Source organism: Bradyrhizobium sp. CCBAU 53338 (genome assembly GCF_015291665.1).
In the GTDB taxonomy this organism is placed as follows: Bacteria; Pseudomonadota; Alphaproteobacteria; order Rhizobiales; family Xanthobacteraceae; genus Bradyrhizobium.
In genome coordinates this window covers 2,486,455-2,512,064 of the sequence record NZ_CP030048.1, presented here as the reverse complement: position 1 = coordinate 2,512,064, position 25,610 = coordinate 2,486,455, and the positions used below count along the sequence as shown (strand labels likewise).

General features: G+C 63.2%; 21 protein-coding genes and 2 pseudogenes. 7 read left to right on the top strand and 16 right to left on the bottom strand.

The annotated features are described in order from the left end of the window. Window positions 1-64: 64 nt before the first annotated feature. Window positions 65-333, bottom strand: a pseudogene (locus XH90_RS11845) (transposase); the annotation flags it as partial. A 187-nt stretch (window positions 334-520) separates the two neighbouring features. Here XH90_RS11845 and XH90_RS11840 point away from each other — a divergent pair. Continuing rightward, window positions 521-1,435: an IS110 family transposase gene (locus tag XH90_RS11840; protein WP_305853190.1), complete on the top strand. Its 915-nt coding sequence runs from the start codon at window positions 521-523 to the stop codon at window positions 1,433-1,435. A 258-nt stretch (window positions 1,436-1,693) separates the two neighbouring features. Here the strand turns inward: XH90_RS11840 and XH90_RS11835 are convergent. The 7 genes and pseudogenes from XH90_RS11835 to XH90_RS11805 form a co-directional block, all read right to left on the bottom strand. Next, window positions 1,694-2,317 (bottom strand): annotated as a pseudogene (locus XH90_RS11835) (IS3 family transposase); the annotation flags it as partial. 384 nt (window positions 2,318-2,701) lie between these two features. Next, window positions 2,702-2,893, bottom strand: a complete 192-nt coding sequence (locus XH90_RS11830) for a hypothetical protein (RefSeq protein ID WP_194481593.1) — start codon at window positions 2,891-2,893, stop codon at window positions 2,702-2,704. 151 nt (window positions 2,894-3,044) lie between these two features. Next, window positions 3,045-3,893: an outer membrane protein gene (locus tag XH90_RS11825; protein ID WP_371748345.1), complete on the bottom strand. Its 849-nt coding sequence runs from the start codon at window positions 3,891-3,893 to the stop codon at window positions 3,045-3,047. 213 nt (window positions 3,894-4,106) lie between these two features. Further along, window positions 4,107-5,636 carry a tripartite tricarboxylate transporter permease gene (locus XH90_RS11820; RefSeq protein ID WP_194481591.1) on the bottom strand — a complete coding sequence of 510 codons (1,530 nt, stop codon included), beginning with the start codon at window positions 5,634-5,636 and terminating at the stop codon, window positions 4,107-4,109. 12 nt (window positions 5,637-5,648) lie between these two features. After that, complete coding sequence (locus tag XH90_RS11815) at window positions 5,649-6,191, bottom strand: tripartite tricarboxylate transporter TctB family protein (RefSeq protein ID WP_194481580.1); 543 nt, start codon at window positions 6,189-6,191, stop codon at window positions 5,649-5,651. Between the two features lie 171 nt (window positions 6,192-6,362). Further along, complete coding sequence (locus XH90_RS11810) at window positions 6,363-7,337, bottom strand: tripartite tricarboxylate transporter substrate binding protein (RefSeq protein ID WP_194481577.1); 975 nt, start codon at window positions 7,335-7,337, stop codon at window positions 6,363-6,365. A 696-nt stretch (window positions 7,338-8,033) separates the two neighbouring features. Continuing rightward, window positions 8,034-9,539 carry a hypothetical protein gene (locus XH90_RS11805; protein ID WP_246755773.1) on the bottom strand — a complete coding sequence of 502 codons (1,506 nt, stop codon included), beginning with the start codon at window positions 9,537-9,539 and terminating at the stop codon, window positions 8,034-8,036. 868 nt (window positions 9,540-10,407) lie between these two features. On the opposite strand from XH90_RS11805, the gene XH90_RS11800 reads away from it, so the two are divergent. Next, window positions 10,408-10,851 (top strand): hypothetical protein, encoded by a 444-nt coding sequence (locus XH90_RS11800; protein WP_194481575.1) that lies wholly within the window; start codon window positions 10,408-10,410, stop codon window positions 10,849-10,851. Window positions 10,852-10,928: 77 nt separating this feature from the next. Here the strand turns inward: XH90_RS11800 and XH90_RS11795 are convergent, their stop codons facing one another. Together XH90_RS11795 and XH90_RS11790 are read right to left on the bottom strand one after the other, a co-directional pair. Then, the gene (locus XH90_RS11795) at window positions 10,929-11,726 is read right to left on the bottom strand and encodes an enoyl-CoA hydratase/isomerase family protein (protein WP_194481573.1); all 798 of its coding nucleotides are present in this window, start codon (window positions 11,724-11,726) and stop codon (window positions 10,929-10,931) included. Window positions 11,727-11,751: 25 nt separating this feature from the next. Continuing rightward, on the bottom strand, window positions 11,752-12,951 hold the full coding sequence (locus XH90_RS11790) for an alanine--glyoxylate aminotransferase family protein (RefSeq protein WP_194481571.1): 1,200 nt from the start codon (window positions 12,949-12,951) through the stop codon (window positions 11,752-11,754). A 203-nt stretch (window positions 12,952-13,154) separates the two neighbouring features. Here XH90_RS11790 and XH90_RS11785 point away from each other — a divergent pair, with 203 nt between their 5' ends. The 5 genes from XH90_RS11785 (at window position 13,155) to XH90_RS11765 (ending at window position 20,046) form a co-directional block, all read left to right on the top strand. Further along, the gene (locus XH90_RS11785; RefSeq protein WP_194481570.1) at window positions 13,155-16,160 is read left to right on the top strand and encodes an FAD-binding and (Fe-S)-binding domain-containing protein; all 3,006 of its coding nucleotides are present in this window, start codon (window positions 13,155-13,157) and stop codon (window positions 16,158-16,160) included. Then, window positions 16,153-16,581 (top strand): heme-binding protein, encoded by a 429-nt coding sequence (locus XH90_RS11780; RefSeq protein WP_194481568.1) that lies wholly within the window; start codon window positions 16,153-16,155, stop codon window positions 16,579-16,581. Before XH90_RS11785 ends, XH90_RS11780 begins: the two co-directional genes overlap by 8 nt. Window positions 16,582-17,086: 505 nt before the next feature. Further along, window positions 17,087-17,257 (top strand): hypothetical protein, encoded by a 171-nt coding sequence (locus XH90_RS11775; RefSeq protein ID WP_194481566.1) that lies wholly within the window; start codon window positions 17,087-17,089, stop codon window positions 17,255-17,257. 111 nt (window positions 17,258-17,368) lie between these two features. Further along, window positions 17,369-18,331: a hypothetical protein gene (locus XH90_RS11770; RefSeq protein ID WP_194481564.1), complete on the top strand. Its 963-nt coding sequence runs from the start codon at window positions 17,369-17,371 to the stop codon at window positions 18,329-18,331. 161 nt (window positions 18,332-18,492) lie between these two features. Continuing rightward, window positions 18,493-20,046: an AAA family ATPase gene (locus XH90_RS11765; protein WP_194481562.1), complete on the top strand. Its 1,554-nt coding sequence runs from the start codon at window positions 18,493-18,495 to the stop codon at window positions 20,044-20,046. Between the two features lie 131 nt (window positions 20,047-20,177). Here the strand turns inward: XH90_RS11765 and XH90_RS11760 are convergent, their stop codons facing one another. The 6 genes from XH90_RS11760 to XH90_RS11735 form a co-directional block, all read right to left on the bottom strand. Continuing rightward, the gene (locus XH90_RS11760; protein ID WP_194481560.1) at window positions 20,178-21,476 is read right to left on the bottom strand and encodes a relaxase/mobilization nuclease domain-containing protein; all 1,299 of its coding nucleotides are present in this window, start codon (window positions 21,474-21,476) and stop codon (window positions 20,178-20,180) included. Then, window positions 21,476-21,784, bottom strand: a complete 309-nt coding sequence (locus XH90_RS11755; RefSeq protein ID WP_194481558.1) for a hypothetical protein — start codon at window positions 21,782-21,784, stop codon at window positions 21,476-21,478. Before XH90_RS11755 ends, XH90_RS11760 begins: the two co-directional genes overlap by 1 nt. A gap of 360 nt (window positions 21,785-22,144) precedes the next feature. Then, a complete protein-coding gene (locus tag XH90_RS11750; protein ID WP_194481556.1) occupies window positions 22,145-22,960 on the bottom strand; it encodes a hypothetical protein in 816 nt (271 codons plus the stop codon). A 119-nt stretch (window positions 22,961-23,079) separates the two neighbouring features. Continuing rightward, a complete protein-coding gene (locus tag XH90_RS11745; protein ID WP_194481554.1) occupies window positions 23,080-24,330 on the bottom strand; it encodes a hypothetical protein in 1,251 nt (416 codons plus the stop codon). A gap of 5 nt (window positions 24,331-24,335) precedes the next feature. Then, window positions 24,336-24,761 carry a hypothetical protein gene (locus XH90_RS11740; protein ID WP_194481552.1) on the bottom strand — a complete coding sequence of 142 codons (426 nt, stop codon included), beginning with the start codon at window positions 24,759-24,761 and terminating at the stop codon, window positions 24,336-24,338. An 84-nt stretch (window positions 24,762-24,845) separates the two neighbouring features. Next, window positions 24,846-25,481 (bottom strand): hypothetical protein, encoded by a 636-nt coding sequence (locus XH90_RS11735; RefSeq protein ID WP_194481550.1) that lies wholly within the window; start codon window positions 25,479-25,481, stop codon window positions 24,846-24,848. Window positions 25,482-25,610: the final 129 nt, after the last annotated feature.

Here is a 25,610-nt window from a genome sequence, read left to right as displayed (position 1 = left end):
TGAGCTGCTGCCGGTTTGATGGACACCGAGATTAGGTGTTTCATGATGACCTTGCCCCCAAGTTTTATCCAATCCTGAGTTCGCTCCGGCTGTTGGATTTGCCCGGTTGGGCGGTGGTAGCGACGGGAGCTGGCGCGGAGCCCTCGCATAGCGCAGCGCCAGATCCCGGCGCGGGTGGCAGGTAATTGCGAACTCGGACGGCGTCTTCCATCCGAGCCGCGAGTGTGGTCGTGCCTCGTTGTAATCGGCCCGCCAGCATCGGAGCGTGACGCGGGCCTGGGCCAGCGAGGTGAACAGCGTCTCGTTCAACAGTTCATCCCGCAGCCGACCGTTGATGGGGAAGACGGCCCCGCTCCCCCGGCGCCTGCGATATGCTGGCGATGGACGAACCCGCTGATAGGAGCAATCACCAATGAGAGCCGCGACAATTGGTTTGGACATCTCGAAGCACGTATTTCACATCCACGCAGTTGACAGCCAAGGCCAAGTGGCCAGTCGCTAACGCCTCCGGCGAAGTGAGATCATGTCGTTTTTCTCCTCACTCACCCCTTGCCTAGTCGGCATTGAGGCCTGCGCGACTGCCCATCACTGGGCGCGGGAGATTCGGCAGTTTGGACACGATGTGAGATTGATCCCACCAGCCTATGTTAAGCCTTACCTACGACGAGGAGCCAAGAATGATGCCGCTGACGCGGCCGCAATCTGCGAAGCGGTTAGCCGTCCCAATATGCGCTTTGTCCCGATCAAAAGCGCCGAGAACCAGGGCTTCTTGATGCTTCATCGTGCAAGAGGCTTGCTGGTCCGCCAACGCACCATGACAGCTTGCGCCATTCGACTCACTTTGCTGAGTTCGGAATCATTGTCGGGCAAGGCCGGGCAACGAATGGATGGTCTGGTGGACTTGTTGGACGACGAAGATCTGACGCTGCCGGCTCACGCCCGCATCGCACTTGCCTTGCTTGTGAACCAACTGAGGGAATTGGACCGACAGGTTGAGGCCATCGAACGTGAGCTGGCTCGGATCCAGAGCGCAAATCCGATGGCGAAGTTGCTGTCCTCGATTCCCGGCATCGGCCCCATAACGGCTACGGCCCTAGTCGCAACCGTGCCGGACGCGACCATGTTCCGCTCCGGGCGGGAGTTCGCGGCCTGGCTTGGCCTGACGCCTAAGCAGAATTCTACCGGCGGGAAGGATCGGCCTGGCCGGATTACAAAACAAGGCGATTCCTATCTCAGGCACTTGCTTGTCATCGGAGCACGTAACGTTGTTCGGTACCCAAAGGCACGCTCCCGGGTTGGAGGTGGCTGGATCGAAGCCCTGCTTGCACGGCGTCGGCCCATGGTCGTCGCCATCGCCGTTGCCAACAAGTTGGCCCGGATCGTCTGGGCGATGATGACGACCGGAGAACTCTATCGGCCAAAGCTCGCGGCCTAACTTTCCGCGTGTAATGGCGACCTGATGGTGTGAGGGCAAATGACAGCATGATGGACACCGGCGGAGCTGGGGATCGAGCAAGCCCGAAGAGCTTTAAGCGCAACAAGCGCGACCCGTTGATGAGGCCTCGATCCGCGATCTCCATCAGGGCCAGCGGCCATGGTATCGGTCGCACTAACAGGCCGTATACATGAACGCACCCGACCGGTATTCAAAGTGCTGCTAAAACCCCTTGCATCCGCGGGGCCGTCTTTACATGAAGCTCTCGATGAAGGCATTCTGCATGGGCTTGCCCGGCGCGATGTAATGCCATGCAACACGGCTCTGATCGGCCCACGTCAGGATGGCGTTGCTGGTGAACTCGCTGCCGTTGTCGCTGACCACCATCTTCGGCCTGCCGCGTTCCATCACCAGCCGGTCCAGCTCCCGCGCTACGCGGGTGCCGGAGAGCGAGGTGTCGGCTACCAGCGCGAGGCACTCGCGGGTGCAATCATCAACGACGGTAAGCATACGGAAGCGGCGGCCATCGGTGAGTTGATCCGACACGAAGTCGAGCGACCAGCGCTCGTTCGGCGCCATCGGCACCATCATCGGCGCCCGGGTCCCGATCGCCCGCTTGCGCCCGCCACGGCGGCGCACCGTAAACCTCTCTTCCCGGTACAGCCGGAACAGTTTCTTGTGGTTGATCAGATAGCCCTCCCGCTTGAGCAGAACGTGCAGGCGCCGATAGCCGAAGCGGCGACGCTCCAGAGCGATCGCCCGCATGCGCTGGCGAACGCCGGCATCGTCCGCCCGGGTCGTCCGATATCTCATGGTCATGCGGCAGCAGCCGATGGCTTTACACGCCCGCCGTTCGCTCATCCCGTGGGCATCCACGAGATGCGGTCGCAGTCAGGTAAGGACCGAGCGTGCCTTAAGCATGATCGCCTGACTTTGCCCCCGTGCAAAACACTCTGCTCTGCCAAGCAAGCCTTATTTAATGAACCACGAAATTGCATAATGTCTGGCTGCGAGACCGGAAGATAAGACCGAGGCGCCGGACAGGGGCGGAAATTGACCGCTTACTGGCATCTCGATAACCTCGCTCAAATGCCACTTTCCAGTCAGTGCAAGGGGCAACATGGCCGATCGAAATACCTCTCACATAGTCTGCCAGTCGGTTTACTTACGTTCCATACGAGCCGCCGCCAGGCCGGAGACGGGGCAATTCTCATGTAGTGCTTGTGGCGAGACCATAGCGCAATGGCATACGTCGTACGTGCCTATCTACACGATGAGCGACCAAGTAATCTTATCGCCGCCCATCGAGCCGCCTCGTAACACAAAGTTGGCTTTTGCGGAGGCTATAGCGAACGAGAACCGAACCACCGATTTTCTGGCTCCCTCGCGCACCATAATCCGAATGCCGATCTTCTCGAGAGCGTAGCCGACCACGCCGAAGCCGAGCGAAACCACCATAGCGAACATCGCGTTCTAGTTCCGTAGGCTAACACAAGACACCACGATTATCGACGCGCCCGCGCAATAAGCCGGCGAGGGGGCGAGCCGGAAACGACAAAGCCCGGCGCGAGGCCGGGCTTTGCTTCTTTGTTTGACGCCCTCGTTTGGTTCAATACCTTGCGACAACCGGGCCGCCGAAACGATAGTTGATCCTGGCCGTGACCATGTCGATATCCTGACCAATACGATCGGTCCTCGTCACAGCGAAAGGCGCGGTTGTAGATGTAAAGGTGATGTTTCGATCATCCATGAAGACATGGTTGTACTCGATACCTACCGACCAGTTGGGGCTAAAGGCGAACTCGCCACCCACGCCAACGGTAGCGCCCCAACGCGTTTCGGACGCGTGATCGACATTCGGATTTGCGATAGCCGCGTTGACGATAAAGCCATCGTAGTTGTCGTGAGCAACGGCCGCACCGCCCTTGACGTACAGAAGGACATTGTTCCAGGCGTAGCCGATCTGCCCGGTGAACAACCCGATCGCATCTATCTTCGATTGATTGGTGCTATCCCCGGCTACACGGAAGAAGTTGTTGCTTACGTTCGACCCTTTGAGGTTTGCCCAGTCGCCCTGCGCTTCGAGTCCGAATACCCAGCTTGCATTCTGCCACCGATAGCCGATCTGGCCACCAGCGACTGCCCCGCTCGCATTGTGACATCCCTCAGCAAAGGGCGTGGCAAGCGCGACAGCGCCGACCGCGGTGAGGTCCCAGCACTTGTGGCTCCAGCCACCGCCACCGTTCAGACCGAGGTAGAAGCCGCTCCAGTTATAGGCTGCGGCCACGACCGGAGGCGGTGCTTTGGTGTATGGCCGAGCGGCAAGATCCGCCGCGTTGGCGGGAACAGACATAGCAAGGGCGGCCACTCCAGCCGCGACAACCAACAAATGCTTCATTTTGGTTTCTCCGAAGCCGGCATATTTGAACGTCAGAAACAATTTCCAGCCAAAACTCATTGCCGATTTTATCTAAATCGCAAGAAGTGGCTGTAACCTGGCGGCCACACGTGTCCAGATTCAGCGTCAGTTCAACCGGCTCTAACCACGAACCGGAGCTCGAGCCCAGCCTGGTCAAGACATCTGTCGAAGCTAATACAGCCCGCTGCCCCGACATCCTTGATCGAGCCTTCGCGCCGCGGCAGGAGCAACAATGTCCGACAGATTAGGCATCTAAATACCGCTCCTATCGGCCGGGGGTTTTCGAGCGCGCCTCCACTCGATGCTGGCGAGCAGGCCGTCGATCACGGGCCAGAACAGCAGCACGATCGCCAGCGTCGTGATCGAGCCGACGAGGCCGTTCGACCAGAACACCCCGAGGTTCCCGCCCGAGCCGATCATCGACAGGCGGAAGGCATCCTCGGCCCGGTTGCCGAGCACGAGCGCTAAGGTGAACGGGGCCAAGGGAATGCCGATCTTCTTGAAGACGTAACCGACCACGCCGAAGCCGAGCATCAGCCAGATGTCGAACATCGCGTTCTGGATCGCGTAGGCGCCGATGGCGCAGGACACCACGATCATCGGCGCCACCGCGGCGAACGGCACGCGCATGATCGAGGCGAAGATCGGCACCGTCGTCAGCACCAGCACGAGGCCGACGACATTGCCGAGATACATCGAGGCGATCAGGCCCCAGACGAAGTCCTTGTGCTCCACGAACAGCAGCGGCCCGGGATTGAGCCCCCACACCATCAACCCGCCGAGCAGGATCGCGGCCGTTCCGGAGCCGGGGATGCCGAGCGCCAGCATCGGCAGCAGCGCCGAAGTGCCGGAGGCGTGCGCCGCCGTCTCCGGCGCGAACACGCCCTCGATGCGACCCTTGCCGAAGCTCTCGGGATCCTTGGCAAAGCGTTTTGCCAGATTGTAACCCGTGAAGGACGCCGCGATCGCGCCGCCCGGCGTGATCCCGAGCCAGCAGCCGATGAAGGAGGAACGCAGCAGCGTCACCCAATATCTCGGCAGATCCTTCCAGACACCGAGCACCACGCGCAGCGAAATGCTCGCCGCGTGGCCGCGCAGCGCCAGCCGCTCCTCCATGGTCAACAGGATCTCGCTGATGCCGAACAGGCCGATGACGGCAACGAGGAAGTTGATCCCGCGCAGGAGCTCGGACGAGCCGAAGGTCATCCGCAGCTGGCCCGAAACCGTATCCATGCCGACGCCGGCGAGCAGAAGGCCGAGCGACATCGAGATGACAGTCTTGTGCTTGGCTTCGCGTCCCAATCCGACGAAGGAGCAGAAGGTCAGGAGATACACCGCGAAGAACTCAGGCGGGCCGAACTTCAGCGCAAAGGACGAGATCATCGGCGCGAGGAACGTGATGAGCAGCACCGCGACCAGCGACCCGATGAAGGACGACGTGAACGCCGCGGTCAGCGCTTCTGCCGCCCTGCCCTGCTGGGCCATTGGATAGCCGTCGAAGGTGGTTGCGACCGACCAGGCTTCTCCGGGGATGTTGAACAGGATCGAGGTGATCGCGCCGCCGAACAGCGCGCCCCAATAGATGCAGGACAGCATCACGATGGCCGAGGTCGGGTCCATCGTGAAGGTGAGCGGCAAAAGGATCGCAACGCCGTTGGGGCCGCCGAGGCCGGGCAGCACGCCGACGAAAATGCCGAGCACTAAGCCCACCAACATCGGCACGAGCGTCTTCCACGTCAGCAGGACGGCAAAGCCGTGAAGCAGCAGACCAAAGGCTTCCATCGCGCGCCCGCCCTAGTGGCCGAAGGCCGCTTCGAGCGGCCCCTTCGGCATGATGACGTCGAAGACGATGTCGAAGGTGACGAACATGATCGCCGTGAACAGCAAAGCTGTGAGAAGCGATTTCCACAGCGCGATCTTGCCGACGAGGCGCATGAAGCCCGAGATCAAGAGGAAGCTCGCGACGTAGAGGCCGAGGAACTGCGTCACCAGGCAGAACAGCAGCGTCGGCACGAACACCGCCATGACGCGGCGTGCCTGCGCGCGCGTGACGAAGGTCTCGATGGCTTCGCGGCGCGCAAGCAGCGCCGAGATCAAGCCATAGAGGCTGCCGCCCGCAAGGACGAGGGAGAGATAGAACGGGAAATAGCCCGGCTCGGGCCCGGTCGAATCCCAGGAGGCGCCGCTGCGCCAATTGTCGTAGCCGAGGATTGCGGCGAGCGCGAGCAGCAGCAGGCAGACGATGATTTCGACCGTACGGATGCTCGTGACGGAGGGGGAGTTGTCTTCAGGCGCGGTCGGATCGTCGACGACAATTTCTAGATCGGTTTGGGACATGAGTGAGCGAAGCTGTAGCCAATCCCCTCTCCCCGGTTGCGGGGAGAGGGTTAGGGTGAGGGGGATCTCCAAGGGAACGGAGAGGGTTAAACTCGCTGAGAGCTCTCCTCACCCGGATTGCATCTTCGACGCAATCCGACCTCTCCCCGCACGCGGGGCGAGGTGACCGGGTTACTTCGCGACGAAGCCGGCTTCCGTCATCAGCGACTTGTTCTGGGCATCGTCCTCTTCGAGGAATTGCACCATGTCCTTGCCGGTGAGGAAGATCGGCTTCAACGCCTGCTTTTCCATGTACTCCTTGTATTCGGCGGTCTGCGTCACCTTGTGGAACAGCTCGACATAGAACGCCTGCTGCTCCGGCGTCACCTTGCCGGGCAGGAACATCGCACGCAGCATCAGGTACTGGACGTCGATGCCCTCTTCCTTGCAGGTCGGGATGTCGGCCCAAGACTGCGCGTCCGTCACCTTGCTGGTGTAGGAGATGCGCTCCTTGTCGAACACGCAGAGCGGACGCACCTGGCCGGCGCGCCAGACTTCGAGATTCTCGCTCGGGTTGTTGACGTTGGATTCGGTGTGGTTTCCGACGAGCTGCGTCGCGGCCTCGCCGCCGGACTTGTATGGCAGATAGGAGAATTTCGCGCCTGTCTTCTGCTCGAGGAAGACCGTCAGCACGTGATCCTCGCGCCTGGAGCCGGTGCCGCCCATCTTGAACGGCGAGCTTGCGGCCTTCGCGGCCGCGACGAATTCCTTCACCGTCTTCGGGCCGGCGCTGTTGTCCCACAGCACGAACTGGTCGAGCGCGATCACAGAAACCGGGGTCAGTTCGCGCCAGTTGAACGGGATCTTGGCCGAGAGCGGCAGCATGTAGATCAGCGAATAGGCGATCAGCACCTTGTTCGGATCACCAACGCTGGACTTCATGTACATCAACGCTTCAGCACCGGACGCACCGCCCTTGAGCGAGACGACCATGGGCTGCTTCATCAGATTGTTCTTCTGAATCGCGGCCTGCATCATCCGAGCCATCTGATCGGAGGCGCCCCCCGCGCCCGCCGCCACCACGATCTCGACGGGTTTCGTCGGTTCCCAGCCGGCGACGGCCGGCGCAACCCAAAGCGCAGCCGCCAAGGTGATTGCGGCCTTCATTCCATGTGCCACGCGTCTTCCCCAACTTCTTCTTGTAATTGGAAATTCAGAGCTGAGTTCAATCCGCATTGTGCTGACAAATGCGGCCGAGTTCAAGTTATCCGCTATCACGCACGTTATGACTTTGGAATGAGATACGTCTCGCATGAAAAAGAGCAGTACCGGACGCGTCTTGGGGATTCCAACGCATTGGCAGCGGGCGGCAGGTCCGCATATGGGCACAGGCAACAAGTAAGTATCGCGGCATCGATTGTCGGCCTCGCGCAAACGCTGGGCAAGCGCCGAAGACGGCGCCAGCACCGCACCGTCACAGCCGCTAGGCAAAGCGACGACGGCAAGATAGATCCGCTGATATCCGAAGTTCCGTCAACCAGAAATCTTCATTAGCTGTTTCAGTTGCTTGGCTTAAGTTTACTTCCGGTCATTGATGGTCGTGGAAGCAATAGGATTCAGGAGCGACGGTGCATTGCCGCCGGCCGCAGGCAGTGTCGTCGGGCTTGGATCAGGGGCTCGCCAGGACTGGGACACGTCCGAAGGATGCTCCTGCTCCCCCGGACCAAGCAACGACGGCGCCGATCTAACCGTCACCCGCGAGACTTCGCGCGGTGGAGTTTGTGCTTCTTGATCCGGCTGCTTATCGACGCGCGGTTTATCCGCAAGTCGTAACTGCGCAAGCACTTCGCCTTCGGACAGGCGCTAAAACCGAGCGCGCTCCCCTACCTGCGATTCACTTACAAAAATCCGAACCCGACCGACACCCTCGACTTCACGATAGCGGTTTAACTCGGCTCGAGTTTCAGGGTCCGATTTCGCCCATGTCAACCAGTCGAAGCGATTCGTGCTGAAGAGATAGGTGTCGACCAAAACTACATCGGGACGCCCGTCCCGCAGTCCGTTCAGCAGTTGACGTCGCTCAAAGGCAATAATGTTGTCCAATTTTACTCGAATGTCGTCGCTTAATTGCGGATCTTGCTCGCGCAAGATTGCGCCGGCGGCTAAGAGCTGGGCACAGGAACTCCCCACCCAAACCCCGTCGAGTTCGCGCACAAGCGGATGTCCCAGACCTATGTGGTCGGTGATCGTCAGCAGGCGCGGATGCTTCACGAGGGCTTCGACACGCAGCTCCAGCGGTGGGAAACCAGGCGCCGGTTTCGACAAAAAAATGCCGATGAGAAGAATGATAAAGCAGCCTGCAGCTACGACCGACGTGCTCGCCCTGTTCCTCCAGTACAGCAGCAGAGGCCCTGAAACCGCGAACACACAAAGGGCAAGAGCTGTATATGGCCATGCCTTACCCTGTGCCAAAAAGGAAGCAGCTCCCCCAACCGATGCGGCGAGCCAAGGCGCTGCCTCACTCCAGGTCATGACCTTGTGAGAAGCTGCGATGCGCAAAAACCCGAGCGAAGCGCCTATCACGGAGATCGGAATAACAACTAGACTGCCAAATTCCCTTCTGATCGGCAGATATGCTTCCGTAACCATTGGAGCATAGTTAAACAAATAGGCAGGGAAGAAGGCGGCGACGAACGCCGCATAGCTGATTGCGGTGGCAGCGGCTGCCGATGCTTCGATCGTCAGCAGCGGCCTGATCGAGCGTTGACGCATGATAGCGACGACGATCGGAAAACCGATGACTAGAGCGAAGAAGGGCTTGATGCTGATGGCTAGCCCCGCCCCCAGTCCTGCAAGGATGGCGATTGGCCCGGGGTTCAGGCATCTCCAACGTATCGCGGTCATGGCCACAAAGGGCGTCAGCGCTACTACAGCAATATGTTCGCGTTGTCCAAATGTGGCACCAGGAAGCACTGCCAGTAGAAGTGCAAAGCACCACGCCAAGAGATTCCGGTCTTTGGTTTCATACCGCGCATGCTTGGCCGCGCGGTCGATTACGAGGAGCGTACTGAGGATCCCGCCGATCACGAGAACGATCACGATGAATTCAGGAGGGGCGCCAGTCATGCCGGCCAGAATCGCGGCGGGCATGTACATGTAGACCGATAAAGGCGGGTTAGACTCGAAAAGATCGACTCCAAGCTTTTTGCCGGCGAGAATCTTTTCGTTCACGGTAAGCAGCCAGCCCAAGTCCGCGTTGAGCACCATGGGTATCTGGGCCAACATGACCGACACAAGAATCGCTGCAACAACGGTCCAGCGCAAATACACACTAGGGTAGTTCCAATGTAATCTTTCAACCAATGCCATGCACGCCAATCTCGGCGGGAAAGGTTAAAGAAAGTTGCATCAAAACTGCTGAGCTCGCGTAGCTCGCCGGCGTGCACCGATTTGAGGCGTATCAAAGTGCGCCATGCGAAAGCCGCATGCGCCGCTATGCGTCGCTGCTGCAGCTGCTACCATCAGCGTTCTGCAGATCCCAAAAGCTGCATGGCCGCCTGCTTAATGCCACGGCAGGCTCTTTTCTGTTCGCACCACGTCATTAGCCTGTTACCGAATAGGATGTACGATTGGGATCGCGCCGCAAGCCCCGAAGGCTCGACGCCCTAGTGATCGCCGCCCCTGCCCCCGGATGGATTGACAACTTCCGCAAAGAGCGAGGCGGCGATCCGGGGGGCGGACGTAAATCAAAACGATGCGAAGTTATCTACGACCGTGGCGGCGCTTTGGCAGTATTAAACGGCCCGCCAGCGTGAGCCGGCTGGCACATCTGCTCAACACTTCAGCCGCCGGCGGTAGCGTCATCGGCCGCTGCCGATCGCGCTCCGTGGGTCGGCGACGGCGCTTCACGAGCCGCCCACCGCTGTCCAACCAGCCCGCACCGCGACCGATGGCGGCGCTTCACGTGGTTTCGGCCTTGGTCAGGAGCGATTGACGGGTAGCAGCCTGCTCTCGATGGCGTTCCCTAGTGGTGTTGCTCGAACTCCGTGTCCGACACCGCGATTTCAGGTAACGGAATTGGCTCGACCGGCGGCGGAATGTTCGTCGGAGCGCAAAACACCGACGCCAACACAATGAGCGCGTCGCCAAATCGAGGGCATCGCCAAATCGAGTTTAGATACAAACAAATGGCTTCGGCATTAGGGTAGATGGCAGTGAAGGAACTGGCGCGGTCCATATGACTGCACGTGACACCATGGTTGGCGCAAACAGCGGCAATGGTCTTTGGTCCATCGCGCCGCAAGAAGCATCAATCAATCGAAACATGGCTGATCGAACGAGCCTTCTTAATGAGTCTGGAATTGGCGTTCCATCAGAGGGCACGCCATCAGCTGTGCTGATGAGCAGGAGCGTTGTCACGGGCGACGTCACCGGCATCGGCTTTGTGACTCGCTTGTCGCTGTCGACACACAAGACTAACGCAATTCTTTTCTACATTGGACGCGATGGAGTGCAAGCCGGATCGTGTCGCCGCAATAGCGTGAACATTTGTTTCAGTGACGCGCTGGTCTTGGTCGGAAACCAACCGACCGCAGTAAAGGTGTTCACCAGAGCTGCGCCGTCGAAGCGAGGGGCGCAGGTTCTCTGGGGTTATCGACTGTTCCGTAATCCCAAGGGCTGATCCGGCGCAACTGCTGTCGAACTGGCCCGCCGGTGGACGCCTGACAGTCGAACGTAGGGACCGACAACTTCCGAGAGTTATTTGCCCTTCCAGTTGGGCGTGCGCTTGTTGAGGAAGGCGTCCATGCCCTCGCGGAAATCTTCGCTCATATAGGCTTTGAGGATGAGATCCTCGCCCTGTTCACGCGATAGCGTCGGACGGATGCGGCGCACCGCTTCCTTGGTCGTCTCTAGCGTCAGCGGCGCATGGCTCGCGACGAGCTTTGCAGTCTCGTCGGCGCGGCGCTGAAGCGTCTCGACATCGGGCACGATTTCGGTGAGCAAGCCGAGCGACAGCGCTTCCTGCGCCTCGACCAGGCGCGCCCTGAAGATCAGATCCTTGGTGCGGGCGGGGCCGACCAGCGAGACGACGCGGCTGATGTTCGACATCGACAGGCAGTTGCCGAGCGTGCGCGCGATCGGAAAGCCCATCCGCGTGGTCTCGGTGCCGATGCGAAGGTCGCAGCAGGCGGCGATGCCGGCGCCACCGCCGGTGCAGGCGCCCGCGATGGCCGCGATCACGGGCACGCGGCACCGCTCGAGCGTGCCGAGCACGCGATCGATCCGCGCCTCGTAGTCGAGCGCGTCCTGCGGGGTCTTGAAGGCGCGGAACTGGGAAATGTCGGTGCCGGAGGCGAACGCCTTGTCGCCGGCGCCGGTGAGGATCAGCGCCTTGATCGAACGATCGGCGTTGATCTCCTGACAGATCTCCGCCATGCGGTCATACATGGCGAAGGTCATGGCGTTGCGTGCCTGGGGCCGGTTGAAGGTGATCCGCGCGATGCCGTCCGTGACGGAGTAGAGCAGGTCTTCGTTAGCAGTCGTCGGTGCGTTCATCGCGCTTTTCACCTTCCAAGCTAGTTCAGGCCACCTGAGCCTTGGTCATCGGCACCGCGTCGCGTCCCTTCAGGACGTCCATCGCCGCCAGCACACCGCCGCTCCGGTGCGGAATCTTTGCAAGATCCAGGCCCATCTCGACGCCGGCGAGCGTGCCCATCAGCATCAGATCGTTGAAATGGCCGATATGGCCGATGCGGAACACCTTGCCCTTGACCTTGTTGAGGCCGGTGCCGAGCGACATGTCGAAGTTCTCCAGCACGACCTTGCGGAAGGCGTCGGCATCATGGCCGTCAGGCACGCGCACGCCGGTCAGCGCCGGCGAATGCGCCGCCGGATCGACGCACTGCGTCTCGAGGCCCCAGACCTTGGCCGCGGCGCGCGTCGCTGCGCTGTGGCGCTTGTGGCGGGACCAGACGTTCTCGAGGCCCTCCTCTTCCAGCATCTTGACGGCCTCACGCAGGCCCATCAGCAGATTGGTGGCCGGGGTGTAGGGGAACGTGCCGAGCTTGTTGAAGGAGATGACCTCCTGCCAGTCCCAATAGGAGCGCATGCCCTCGTTGGCCTTGGCAACGCTGAGCGCCTTTTCCGACACGGCGTTGAAGCCGAGGCCCGGCGGCAGCATCAGGCCCTTCTGCGAACCCGCGACCGAAACGTCGATGCCCCAGGCGTCGTGCTCATACTCCATCGACCCCAGGCCGGAGATGGTGTCGACCATCAGCAGCGCCGGATGCTTGACGCGATCGAGCAGCTTGCGAACCTCCAAGGGCGGCGTCACGCAGCCGGTCGAAGTCTCGTTATGGACGACGCAGACCGCCTTGATCGCATGCTGCTTGTCGGCGCTCAAACGCTTCTCGATCTCGGCGAGATCGGCCCCATGGCGCCAGTCGCTCGGGATGAAGTCGACATCGAGCTTGAACTTGTCGGCGATGCCGCGCCACAGCACGGCAAACTGTCCGGTCTCGCACATCAACACCTTGTCGCCGGGCTTGAGCACGTTGACCATCGCCGCTTCCCAGGCGCCGGTGCCGGACGAGGGGAAGATGATGACGGGCTGCTTGGTGCGGAACACTCGCTGCATCGCGGCAAGCGCGGCAAAACCGAGCTCGGCGAACTCCGCACCGCGGTGGTCCAGGGTCGGCATGTCCATCGCCCGCAGCACCCGGTCGGGCACGTTGGTCGGTCCTGGAATCTGTAGAAAATGCCTTCCAGTGTGCACGGTCATCGGCGTCCTTCCCGGTCTTTGAGTCTGTATTGCCCTGAGCACGACAGCCCCATCGGGGGCCTCAGCGAGCCGTTCGCATATCACTATTCGACCGGCTTGTCCCTCGACTAAGGATGGCCGTCAATGCACAGGAAGCATCGCTCGCCTTGCAAACGGCGGTGGCAGTAGGCAAGACGGTGCCCGCGAACAGACGAGAGCGGACCATGGCAGCGGAAGTGGCCGGAAAACCACAAGAATCGGCCCAAAAGCACCGCCTGTCGGCACGCCTCGCCCGGGAAATTACCGGCGACGTCCTGTTCGACGGTTTCAGCCGCGGCCGCTACGCCACCGACGCCTCGTTCTACCAGATCATGCCGTCAGGCGTGGTCGTCCCCAGAACCATGGACGAGGCCTTGCTGGCCCTGGCGATTGCCCGCGACGAGGGCGCGAAGGTCACCCCGCGCGGCGGCGGCACTTCGCAATGCGGCCAGACCGTCAATGACGGGCTCGTGGTCGATCTGTCGAAGCACCTCAACAGGATGCTGTCGCTCGACGTCGAAGGCCGTACCTGCGTGGTCGAGCCGGGCATCGTGCTCGACGACCTCAACCGCCAGCTCAAAAAACACGGCCTGTGGTTTCCGGTCGACGTCTCCACGGCCTCGCGCGCCACCATCGGCGGCATGGCCGGCAACAATTCCTGCGGCGGCCGCTCGCTTCGCTACGGCACCATGCGCGACAATACGCTGTCGCTGGAGGCTTCGCTTGCCGACGGCACGCTGAGCCGGTTTGGCGAGGTCTCGCGCGATCTCTCCGAACTCGACGCCGGCGCCATGCGCAACCTGTTCCGCGACATGCTCGATCTCGGCGCGCGCGAGGCCGACGAGATCGCCGCGCGCTTCCCCAAGGTGCAGCGCCGCGTCGGCGGCTACAATCTCGATGCGCTGGTGCCGCGTAATGCACCCAACAACATGGCGCATCTCTTGGTCGGCTCCGAAGGCACGCTTGCGTTCACCACCAAGGTCGAACTGAAGCTGTGGCCCGTGATCCGCAACAAGGCGCTCGGCGTCTGCCATTTCGGCAGCTTCTACGAGGCCATGGATGCGGCCCAGCACCTGGTCAAGCTGAAGCCGATCGCGGTCGAGCTGGTCGATCGCACCATGATCGCGCTCGGCCGCGACATCGCGATGTTCCGGCCGATCATCGATGCGGCGATCAAGGGCGATCCGGATGCCGTGCTGGTGGTCGAATTCGCCGAGGAGGACCAGGCGGACAATCTGCAACGCCTGAAGCAGCTCGGCGAGCTGATGGGCGATCTCGGCTTCGGCTGGAACAACGGGCCGCGCAAATGGGGCGGCGTGGTCGAGATAGCGGAGCCGGCACTGCAGCGCGGCATCGCCGATTTCCGCGCGGCCGGCCTCAACGTGATGATGTCGATGAAGCAGGAGGGCAAGCCGGTCTCCTTCGTCGAGGACTGCGCCGTGCCGCTGCCGCATCTCGCCGACTACACACAGCGCCTGAACGAGGTGTTCGCCAAGCACGGCACCAGCGGCACGATGTATGCGCACGCCTCCGAAGGCTGCCTGCATGTCCGTCCCGTGCTGAACCTCAAGCTCGAAAAAGACGTCAAGGCGATGCGCGCCATCGCGGAGGAAGCCTTCGCGCTGGTGCGCGAATACAAGGGCTCGCATTCCGGCGAGCATGGCGACGGCCTGGTGCGCTCCGAGTTCCACGAGAGCATGTTCGGCGAGCGCCTCGTCGCCGACTTCCGCGAGGTGAAGAGGCGCTTCGATCCCGCTGGCGTGCTCAATCCGGGCAAGATCGTCGACGCGCCCAGGATGGACGACCGCTCGCTGTTCCGCTTCAAGCCGGGCTATCGCGTCGCCGACCTCAAGACCAGGCTCGACTGGTCGGCCTGGCCCGGCGCCGGCGGCGGTTTCCAGGGCGCGGTCGAGATGTGCAACAACAACGGCGCCTGCCGCAAGCTCGAGGGCGGCGTGATGTGCCCGTCCTACCGCGCCACCCGCAACGAGAAGGACCTCACGCGAGGCCGCGCCAACACGCTGCGGCTGGCGATCTCGGGCCAACTCGGCCCTGATGCACTGTCCTCCGACGAGATGATGGAGACCCTCAAGCTCTGCGTCTCCTGCAAGGCCTGCCGCCACGAATGCCCAACCGGCGTCGACATGGCCAAGATGAAGATCGAGGTGCTGGCGGCACGCGCGGCCTCGCATGGCCTGACGCTGCGCGACCGCCTGGTCGGGTATCTGCCGCGCTATGCCGGCCTCGCCTCGCGCCTCGCGCCGCTCGCGAACTTGCGCAACCATAGCCCGCTGCTGCGAAAGCTGTTCGAGCGCGTTGCCGGCATCAGCGCGCGCCGCGCCCTTCCCGCCTTCCGCCGCGACGTGTTCGTGCCGCCGGCCGAAGCGGTCGGTCCGGAGACCGGCCGCGAGGTCGTGCTGTTCGCCGACACCTTCAATCGCATCTACGAGCGCGAAAACCTCGAAGCCGCGCTGCGCGTGCTCGCGGCCGGCGGCTATCGCGTGCACCTGCCCAGACCCGCGAGCGGCAGCCGCCCGCTGTGCTGCGGCCGCACCTTCCTGTCTGCCGGGCTCGTCGATGAAGCCAGGTCCGAGCTCGACCGTCTCGTCGCCGCCTTCGCGCCCTTCGCCGCCCGCGGCGTGCCGATCGTCGGCCTCGAGCCGAGCTGCCTCTTGACACTGCGCGACGAACTCGCCTCGCTGCGCCAGGACAGCGACGCCAAGGCGGTTGGCGCGCGCGCGCTCACCTTCGAGGAATTCCTGGTGCGCGAGGCCGAGGCCGGCCGGCTGCAATTGCCGCTCGGCACCGTCACTGAAAAGGCTGTCGTCCACGGCCATTGCCACCAAAAATCCTTCGGCGCCTTCAGGCCGGTCGAGCAGGTGCTGCGCTTCGTGCCCGGCCTCGAGGTCGAGACGATCGAATCGAGCTGTTGCGGCATGGCCGGCGCGTTCGGCTATGGCACTGAGACCTATGACGCCTCGATCGAGATGGCCGAGTTGTCGTTGCTGCCAGCGATACGCCGCGCCGACCAGGCCACGCTGGTCGTCGCCGACGGCACCTCCTGCCGCCACCAGATCCACGACGGCGCGCAGCGCGAGGCGCTTCACGTCGCCCGCGTGCTGGCGATGAGCCTCGACCGCGCCGAAACCAAACCCGCTTCTCCAGCTGCAAAGGAACCCGGTCATGGCTGACCTCACGCTCGACACCGCCCGAAAGATCCTCGACGCCGCCTTCGCCAAATCCGCCGAGCTGAAGCTGAAGCCGCTGGTCGTCACCATCCTGGACGCACGCGGCGTGCTCAAGATCGCGGCCGCGCAGGACGGCACCAGCCTGATGCGCGCCGAGATCGCCCACGGCAAGGCCTACGGCGCCCTTGCGATGGGCATGGGTTCGCGTGCGCTGTATCAGCGCGCCCAGGAGCAGGCCTATTTCATCGACGCCGTGAACACCATCGCCAAGGGCGCGCTGGTCCCGGTCCCCGGCGGCGTGCTGATCATGGACGGCACCACCCTCCTCGGCGCCGTCGGCGTCTCCGGCGACACCTCGGACAATGACGAGGCCTGCGCGGTCGCTGGTATCCAGGCCGCTCGCCTGAAGGCCAACGCGGGATAGCGATGTCGCTCCACTTGAGCGCTGCGCACCCTAAAATGTCGCCCGTGGGATTTTGCGACTGCACCTCTCCCCTTCGCTTGGGCGAAGAGACCGAAGCGCTTCTGCTGCATCGGCGACCAGGCGGTCAACTGATCCGGGTCGTTGCACTGGCAGTCTAGCTATTGAAAGCGCGAGGCGGCTAGACTAGCCGATCAGACCATTCGTTCGGGATGATCGCGACCCAACTGCGTGCCAAAACGCCTCGCAGCACATCATCCATAAGGCGACTGTCATGCCTGCAGTCGTCGCCTCGGCTTGCACATTGGCGAGGGCTTGGCCGCACAAATTGGTGAGGCCTAGATCCCAGGGGTGGGATTTCGTGGAAATTAACGATATTTCGAGGTGGCGCACGGCCACAATTTGTTCTATGTTTGTCTCGCCCGAGCGATGACCGCAAAGGCGGCCGCCGCCGATGTACCAGATCGGACGGCGACCTAACCACAGCAGACTGAATAGGAGTCTACCAATGGCTATCCGTCAGTATATTGCCGATTCGTCGGCGCTTTTCGCTTTTGATCTTCCTGTCTCCCAAATGGCTGTCCCGTCTCGCCTCGCGCGCCCGCGGCTCGTGGGCTCGCCGGACCACCCGATGCGCACGGACGGCGATCTTTCGCCGTCGTCGATCGCGATCCACTAGCCCCCGCTCCAGCGAGCTTTCCGAACGGCATAGCTTCTCGGCATGTGAGATGCCGGGACGGCTCGTCGTTCGGATCTCGATGGGCAATCGAACGAACAGGAGATCTTCAACATGTCGTACTTCAAGGAAAAGCCGCCCGTCAGCACGCGCACCACGAGCCATGTGCACCGCCCTTATGGCGGTATTGCTGATGTTCGCGAGGTGATCGACCGCGCCGCTCACGTCAAGGTGCTGGTGTTTCCCATGAGCCTCGCCTCCAAGCTCGTGGCGAGCGAGCTCGCCTGCCCGGCGTTCTACGCCATGACCGGCAACGCCGCCGACGGCAGCGCTCCGATCTATCTCGGCGAAACGAACTGCTTCAGCCGGCGCGTCGGCGAACACCTCGCCGATCCGCAGAAGGCGTGGGCCCACCTGATGGCGGTGGTGCGCGGGACCTCGAAGGAGGTGCGCTTCACGAAAGAGACCGCGGCCTACCTGCAGTTCTGGCTGACGCATGCGGCCGATCGCTGCGGCGTCATGAAGGTGGTCGCCGGCTGCCCGCCGCGGATGCCCGAGATCGATCCGCTCGAACTGCCCTTGTACGAACGCATGCTCGAAGACGCCAAGCGCTTGCTGTTCGATGCCGGCGTGACCGCGTTCGAACCCGCCCCGGGCGGCATCCCGCAGGTGGACGCGCCGGCGCTGTCGCCGGAGACGACCGACGACGCCGAGAGCGGCCCGATGGAGATCGACGTGCACCTGCCGCCGGGCGGCGCGGAGTTCGAGCTGCGCTATGATGACACGATCTGGGCGCGCGGCTATCCGGCCAACGACCGTTTCGTCGTGGCGGCCGGCTCGGATTTCCGCATCGCCACGAATCCGAGCGCGAGCCCGATGACCCGGGCTCGTCGCGCCGCCCTGTTCGAGGCCGGCGTGCTGACGCCGATCCCCGGTGCCGTCGATCGCATGCGTATCACCGTCGACATCGCCTTCGCCTCGATGGCGACCGCGGCCAAGTCGGTGTGCGGCGCGCATGTCGACAGCTCGAAGTGGCGGCCGGTCGATCCGACGCAGCGCCCGTTGATGCAGCTCTAGACCCGAGCGCGATCGGACGCCGCAGAAAGTTTCCTGCGGCGTCCATGTTCGTCGATCGCTTCGGCGGGGCCTGCCCGCGTCCGCGGCGGCAAGAGCGATCCGCAAATTAACAGGACCGGCCGCCGCCGTGCTTTCGGCGTCGACGCGAGCCGAGCAACCTCATGGTCGATGATCTGGATGACCTGCCGTTGAGCGACCTCGACGAGAATCTCATCGAAGGCGCGGCCGAGGATTCCGCATCCGGCGAGCAAGACACCGCCGGCTTGCCACGCGTGCTGCGCTACGCCGTGCTGGCCTCGCGCGCCGACCAGTCCGTCTATCACCGCCTCGCCGCCGAGATCGAGACCGTCTGCCCCGGCATCGCCATGACCGCGACCTGGATCGACACGCCCGATGCCGCCAGCGGATGCGCGCTTGCCGTTGAGCTCGACCACCGGGCGGTCCGCGAAGACAAGTCGGAGTGCCGGAGCCTTGCCGATTGCGTCCGGCTGATCTCGCTCGCGCTACCCCGCGACAGGGCGTTAGGTGAGGAGCACCGCCGTGTCGCGGGCGCGCTTGCTGCAGCCTTTCGCAAGCTTCCGCAGTCCATCTCCTTCAAGCTCGCCGCCGAGGTCGAGGCGGTGGTCTATGGCTGGGCGGCGCTTCCCGTCTGCGCGCACGAGGTGGTAGGCGCCTTCCAGACGCCGGCAATCCTGGCGGCGGCGATGCTCGGCGCCCGAATGGCCCGGCGCAGGATCACTGAAGCCGAGGAGAAGGCATTTGCCCGCTCGCGCGAGCGTCTGCGCGAAGCCGACGAGCGGAAGGCCGCGCGCAGCGACATTGACGCGGCTATGCCGCTGCCCGTTCCCGATGGCCATGTCGTCGTGGTGCGGACGGACCCGGTCACCATGGCCGGCCACAAATTCAAGGAGATCATTACGCCGCTCAAGGCCTTGATCGACGTGCCCTTGCCGCTGATCAAGACGCCGCCGCTTGCGGAGGTGCGTTGTCAGTTGATGGCGGAATTCGGCTACGCGGCCGATGTCGTCGATTTCGTGTTGTCCGACCTGGTCGGCCGTCCCACCGTCGGCTTCCGCCCGTTGCTGATGGTGGGGCCGCCCGGGGGCGGCAAGACCCGGTTCGCGCAACGGCTGCAGCAGCTTCTCGGCATCGGCTTGTGGCGGACGGACTCCAGCGGCGCCGATGGCGCGGCCTTCTCCGGGACCGACCGCAGATGGTCGACCGCGCAGCCATGCCATCCGCTTCTGGCGATCGCCCGCGCCGGGCACGCCAACGTGCTGATCCTGCTCGATGAGATCGACAAGGCCGCGATCGGAAGAGACCATGGCCGCCTGTTCGACTGCCTTCTCGGGTTCCTTGAGATCGACTCGGCACGGCAATATCCGGACCCCGCGCTTCAAACCACCGTGGACCTGCGGCACGTTTGCTACGTTGCGACGGCTAATTTCATCGACAATCTGCCCTCCCCTTTGCTCGATCGCTTCCGCCAGGTGGACTTCCCCAAGCCGACAGAGGCCGACCTTCAGGCTCTACTGCCCGCGGTGGTCACCGACATCCTGCGCGACCAGGGGCTGGACCAGCGCTGGATCGATGGCCTGAGCCCGGCCGAAACATCCGCCATCGCGCAGCATTGGCGCGGCGGATCGGTGCGGCGGCTCCGCCGCCTCGTCGAGATCGTGCTGCGCCAACGCGACGGCCAGGCAAGCCGCCATTGAACGATCTCCCTCGAACGCCGGGTCCGACCGGCGCGCAGAGGCCTCGGGCGTCGCCATCGAAACCTCTCCGGTTCGTAGCCTGCAGCTTGACGACGCTTTCGAAGCCTCTCAACCGGGAGGAAGTTCCGCGATTAGGGGCTCCAGCCCGGAGCGGGCGCCTGTTCGTCTCCCTCGCGCAGCACGATTTCAACGTCCGACCGATCGGGCGGAATGTCCTCCGCCGCCGAGGCGACGACCTTCTCGGCGGCCTGCATCAGTTCAAGCTCCGGTCTGGCCATCCACCCCGCATCCTGCCACAAGAGCGAAATCGCATTCTCCAGAATGGTCTCAGCCCGGGCAAGACGATGGATGCGGATGGCGATCTCGTCCTGGGACTTCTGCTCGTGCGGGCTGGCATGGCCCGGCCGGTAGATCAGGGATAGGCGTTCCGTCTTCAAGCGGGCCAGCGGCCCCTCGATCGCATCGATCCTTTTCTGCAAATTGAGGCGGGCACGCCGCTCGGAAGCCGTCGGCTTCTGGAACTCTGGCATAGCGCGCAATGGAGCGGCATCCGGTTCGATGCTTTCATAGGCGTCGAGAAATCGGGGGATCCGGCGCTGCGCTTCTTGATGGACGATCGAGGCGCCTTGCCTGAGAATGCGGTGCAGCGATCCGACGTACAGCTTTTCATGGTGGAACGCGACAACATTCGCCGCAATTCCGCGTCTTGCCGTCACGCCGTTCCGAGCCAGGAACGCGGCGATTTCCGCTTCCGTCGCTGGGCTGTTCCATAGTCGTTCCAGCCCCGACTGAAACCCGCTCAGGGGAAAGCCGACCGCCTGAGCCGATCGACGCATGGAATCGGTCATGCGCGGCGCATTGATGACCGGCATGCTCCCGAGCTCGTCGACCAGCCAGTCGGCGACGTGATCGTTGCCGTCGGCGCGAAGCGCCTCGATTATCGACTTTTGCCAAGGGCTCGGGACGGCCTCCCCCTCGATCAGATAGGCTGCGAGCGCCATGACTTTATGCAGTCGCGGCGCATGGTGGCGCATGTCGAGTGCGCGAAAAGTTGTCGGCGAGACGTGACCAATCACGACGTGCAGATGATTTGCCCCCCCGCCGCCCGCCCGAGGCTTGTCGTTGTGCGCGAACACCAGCACCGGGTGACCATTGGCCTTCAGTTCCGTTACGACGAGGTCGACGACCTGCGTCGCTTCGGCGGCCGTCAACGTGCGCCGGGGCGAAATATAGAGATGCCAGAACGCGATCTTGGCGCGGGACGCCGCCGTCAGGGCCGCCATCGCTTGCATGCCGTCGATGGTCCGATCGACGCAAAGATTGCGCATCTCCAGCAGCTCCGGACGCTGGTCCTTCGCCTTCCAGAGGTGCGCATCGAGACGGCGGGCGTCCGTCAATGAAGCTCGATATGAAAAGGCGCGCGCGATCATCACCGCGGCCCGATCGAGCGGGCGAGCAGCACCAACGCGGATACGGCATCCCGCAGCAAGGTGATCATCTCCCCATCATGTTCGGTATCCGCGACCCGGGTGCCGCTCCGCTTGACCTCGTTCGCGCAGCCAATGATGGCCGCGTGTATTTCCGCGAGCTTTTGTCGTATTCCGTCGTATTTGGCGCGCCTCCTGCGCGGACGCGCTTCGTACAGGTCGGCTTCCATCAGATCCCTGATGTATTGACCGAGATCGATCCCCCTCGAGGCCGCACGCTCGATGGCGTCGTCCTTGAGATCCTTCGCCATGCGTACGGAAACGGGGGCGCTGGTCCCCTTTGGCGTATTACAGCCAATCTCTGGATGCTTCGCCAACGGCTCTGTGCGGCCCTGCCTGGAGCTGTCCCCGTTCACGCGAGTTTGCTCCAGACGGCGTCGATCCAGCGGCCGATCTGCCGCAGCCTACGCTCGCACGGGCCGATCCGGCTCCGACGGATTTGGGCCCGCAGTCTGAGGACTTGCTCGCGTTCGGCTCGTGTCAACAATTGGAGCTCCCATGGAAGGTCGCGGATCAAACTATGATGGCTGCTAGACCGGGCCAGACGCCGGATTAGCCTGCGAGCCGCCTCGTTCCCGCGCTGCTCGGCTCGCGCAAAGTGCGGTGCGAGCCTAATCGGCCTGGGGAAACCTGAGGGTCCGCGTGCCCTCCTCCATCATGTTGGCGATCCAGCTCGCGATGCGCCGCTGCACCGCCGCCGCCGAGAGCCGGTCGAGCGGACGGCCTGCGGCATCACCCCACAACACGGCGAGTTTCGCCGGATCGGCGGTCACGAAATCGACGAGGTTCAGTCCTGCACGGTCCACGGGCTGCCACAGGCGATCATCGAGGCGCGGCAGCACAATCTCCGACACGCCCGCACGCATCTCGTCGAACTGCTCCGGCTCCAGGCCGATGATGCCCGGGTCGAAATCCGCCGGGAACACGGTACCGACCCGTTCGTTCAGCACCCACACCGGGCGGGCGAGCGGCAGCGCAGCGCGTACTACGCCGGTGGTCGTCGCCAATGCGCGCATGGCGTCCCGATTTGAGGTCGTCACAAGCGCGACGATCATCTGGCCCCCGCCCTCGGCAACCACCTTATCGAGGCCCATGTCGCGCAGGAAACGGACGACCGGCTTGTCCCACGTGGCCGCCGTGTCCAGCACGATGCTGCTGCCGCTCTTCGCCGCCTGGTCGATGGCGAGAGACAGCGGCGAAAATGCCCGCAACAGGGCAAGGGGATCGTCGGGTGCGTCGAGCAGATCGGTGTCGATCGTGGTGACGCAGCTTCCGAGCTTGGTTGCCAACCGCTGCTGAACGTCCGCGGAAAAGACCCGAACCTGGCATCCGAGCGAGCGCCAGATCAGCGCCACGAGCTCGGAAAACAGGCTCTTTCCCTGGCCGCCAATGGCGGACAAGATGACGATGCAGTACCAACCGGGCATCCAGCCACTTCTCCTCTATCGATGAGCAGCTGAATAGGGCACGGCTCGACGAACAAGGCTCCCACGAACCCTGCGTCGAAAATGTCGTAGATTGTCGCCATCCGTCGAAGAAGCGATATCTATCGTCTGAGGACGTCGGGCTCGGCTTGCGGGCAGAGCCGAACCGCGCAGGATTTTGCAAGGCTGCGGAGAAATCGAAAAGTCGTCCCGGCGGTGGCCGCGGCGGCGAGATCGAGGGTCGGCACCGGAAGTCCAGTAGCGCGGCCTTTCGGCGGGTTGCCGATGTCGACGGCGAGCGAGGCTGACCTCGCATCGAAGGGCTTGGAAGCGCCGCCGAGCTGCGCGACGTGGCGATGGTCGCCCATGCACGCACGGCGCCAGAGTTCTGCGGCCGAGTCGCGCACGGCGCCATGGCAGGCGATCCAGAAGCCGCGCCGACGCAGGCGGCGCGGCGTCCGCGGCTGCCGTGGCGCATCGTCGAGCAATCCCGACAGACGCCTTGCAACGATATGGTGCTGGCAGCTGGCGACCCAGATCGTCGACATCGCCGAAATGACGTCGGACCGGATGCCGTCTGCGACGATCGACCCCGCCAGCAGATCGACGATCCTAACGATGACCTCCTGAACCGCCGCCTTCGGCCGCTCCGTCATCGGCTGCAGGACCGCCTCGAGCACGTCCCACACCAGACGGGCCTCGGGCGACGGCTCGGCCCAGTCGTAGAGCGTTCGCCGTCCCCGGTTCTGCCGTTCCGGATCTCGCGTCGCCAGACACACGCGATCGCGCACATGTTCGAGAAAACCAGGCGCGACATCCGCCATTCCAACGATAAAATCCTCGAGCCGCCTCCTCAGATCGTCCGCAGTCGGCCTTTCCAACCCCTCGAAGAAGTAGTTCTGCGCCGCGTCAAACGGAAAGGCTGTCGACCTGACCGCCACCAGATGCGGTCGACCCGGGAACTGGCGCAGCGCCGCATTCACAACATGGGGCTCGACGGGCGCCGATATCACCGCCGTCCGGGAAAAACCCGCGCGACCGCCCGTATTCTTCAACGTCTCGCCCGTGACCGGGGCCATGTCGACGTTCGAGAATGGATAGCGCCCGACCAGCGCGTCGAACGTCTCGGGCAATATTTCCGACGGGATGGAGCACGCGCCGGCGCGAGCCGCTTGGTGTGCCGCGTTCACGAGCGCGGACAATTGCAGGACGACCTCTCCGATACGAGCCGACGATCTGCGCCGCGCACTTCGGCGTCGAAAGGACGATGCGGCCTGCTCGAGAACGTGGACCTGAACCGCGACGTCGACGGTAGGACGGCGGACCCGGCGCAATAACCTCTGAACCTCGGTGCGGTCCTCCTCGGCAAGCATGCCCGCTACCGCGACTTTCCGCGGCGGAACAGAAGCTCGTCCATGGCGGCGTGGGCCCGGGCCTGCTCGATGCATTCCCTGAACCGGTCGAGTATCGGCGAATTCTGCGCCGCGCTCGGCGGCGACGGCCGGCCGAAATCGGTTGTTCGAGCGGACGGCCGCTTTGTTTCTGCCGCAGGCGGGCGATCCTTCCTCGCCCTGGCGCGGCTGATGAAGGTGTAGAGCGATTGCTCGGTGAATTTGGCTCCGGTGCGCCCCCGCGCTCCGCGGACGTTCAGACCCTCAGCGATCTGCTTGTAGGTCAAGCCAAGCTCCAACATCCCGTCGAACGTCTTGATATGCCGGTCGATCACGGCTTGCGTTTTCGGAGCGCCCAGCTCGGTCGCGGCCAGCGCATCAACGATCGGTTGCAGCAATTCGTCGAGAATCATCGCGCCGTTGCTCTCACATGATGAACGAAAAACAGGTCGTCCGGCTCCTTCGAATGTCGCACGTCACGACGTTGGAATGCCCGATCAGGGTGCGGGCAGGCTGAGCATGGCGGGCGTCACCCGTGCGCCGCGGCTCGTGCGAATCTTCGTGGCTGCACGGTCGGCAAGATCCGCCATGAACTGACGAGCCGACGGCCGCTCCTCGAGAAAGGCGTGCAAGAGCCGGCAACCGCGGAGGTCCAACGTCGCCGTGATCATCGCCGCGATCTGGGCCGACTGAGCCTCGTCGGTCTCCATTTTGGCGGAGCCCCCCTTGTCGCGGCGGATCGTTTGCTCGACCCACTTGACCGTCACCCGCTCCCCGCGCCGCACACGCGCGAGCACTTCGAGCACCGTAACCTCGTCCACGGATGCAGCGCCCAGATACTGCGCGGCGGTCAACGGCAGCAGGCACACGTCATCGCCGTGGCGCTGGAACAGATGCGCGGCATTCATGCGCAGTTGCGCCGTCCGCGGCTCGATTTTCAAGACCACACGACACCACCTCGCGAATATACCGTGTGCAAAATGCTGCTTGGCTTCGACCAGCGCGGCGCCGATCACCAAGGCGCTGCATGTCAGCCGCTTCTCGCCCTCCAGGATGACACCCGCGAGTTCCTCCAGCCTGTCCCGTACCTCGGGTTCAATTTGGCCATAGTCGAACTGCTCGCCGCCCATCATGGTCGCGCCGCTCCAACGCTCTCTCGCTTGAATGTATCCGGAACCAGGGTACACGAAAACGGAAAAACGTCAATCTTTTCCGAATGATGGCAACTTGGTACGGTTTGGGAAAAATCCAAATGCGAAAAG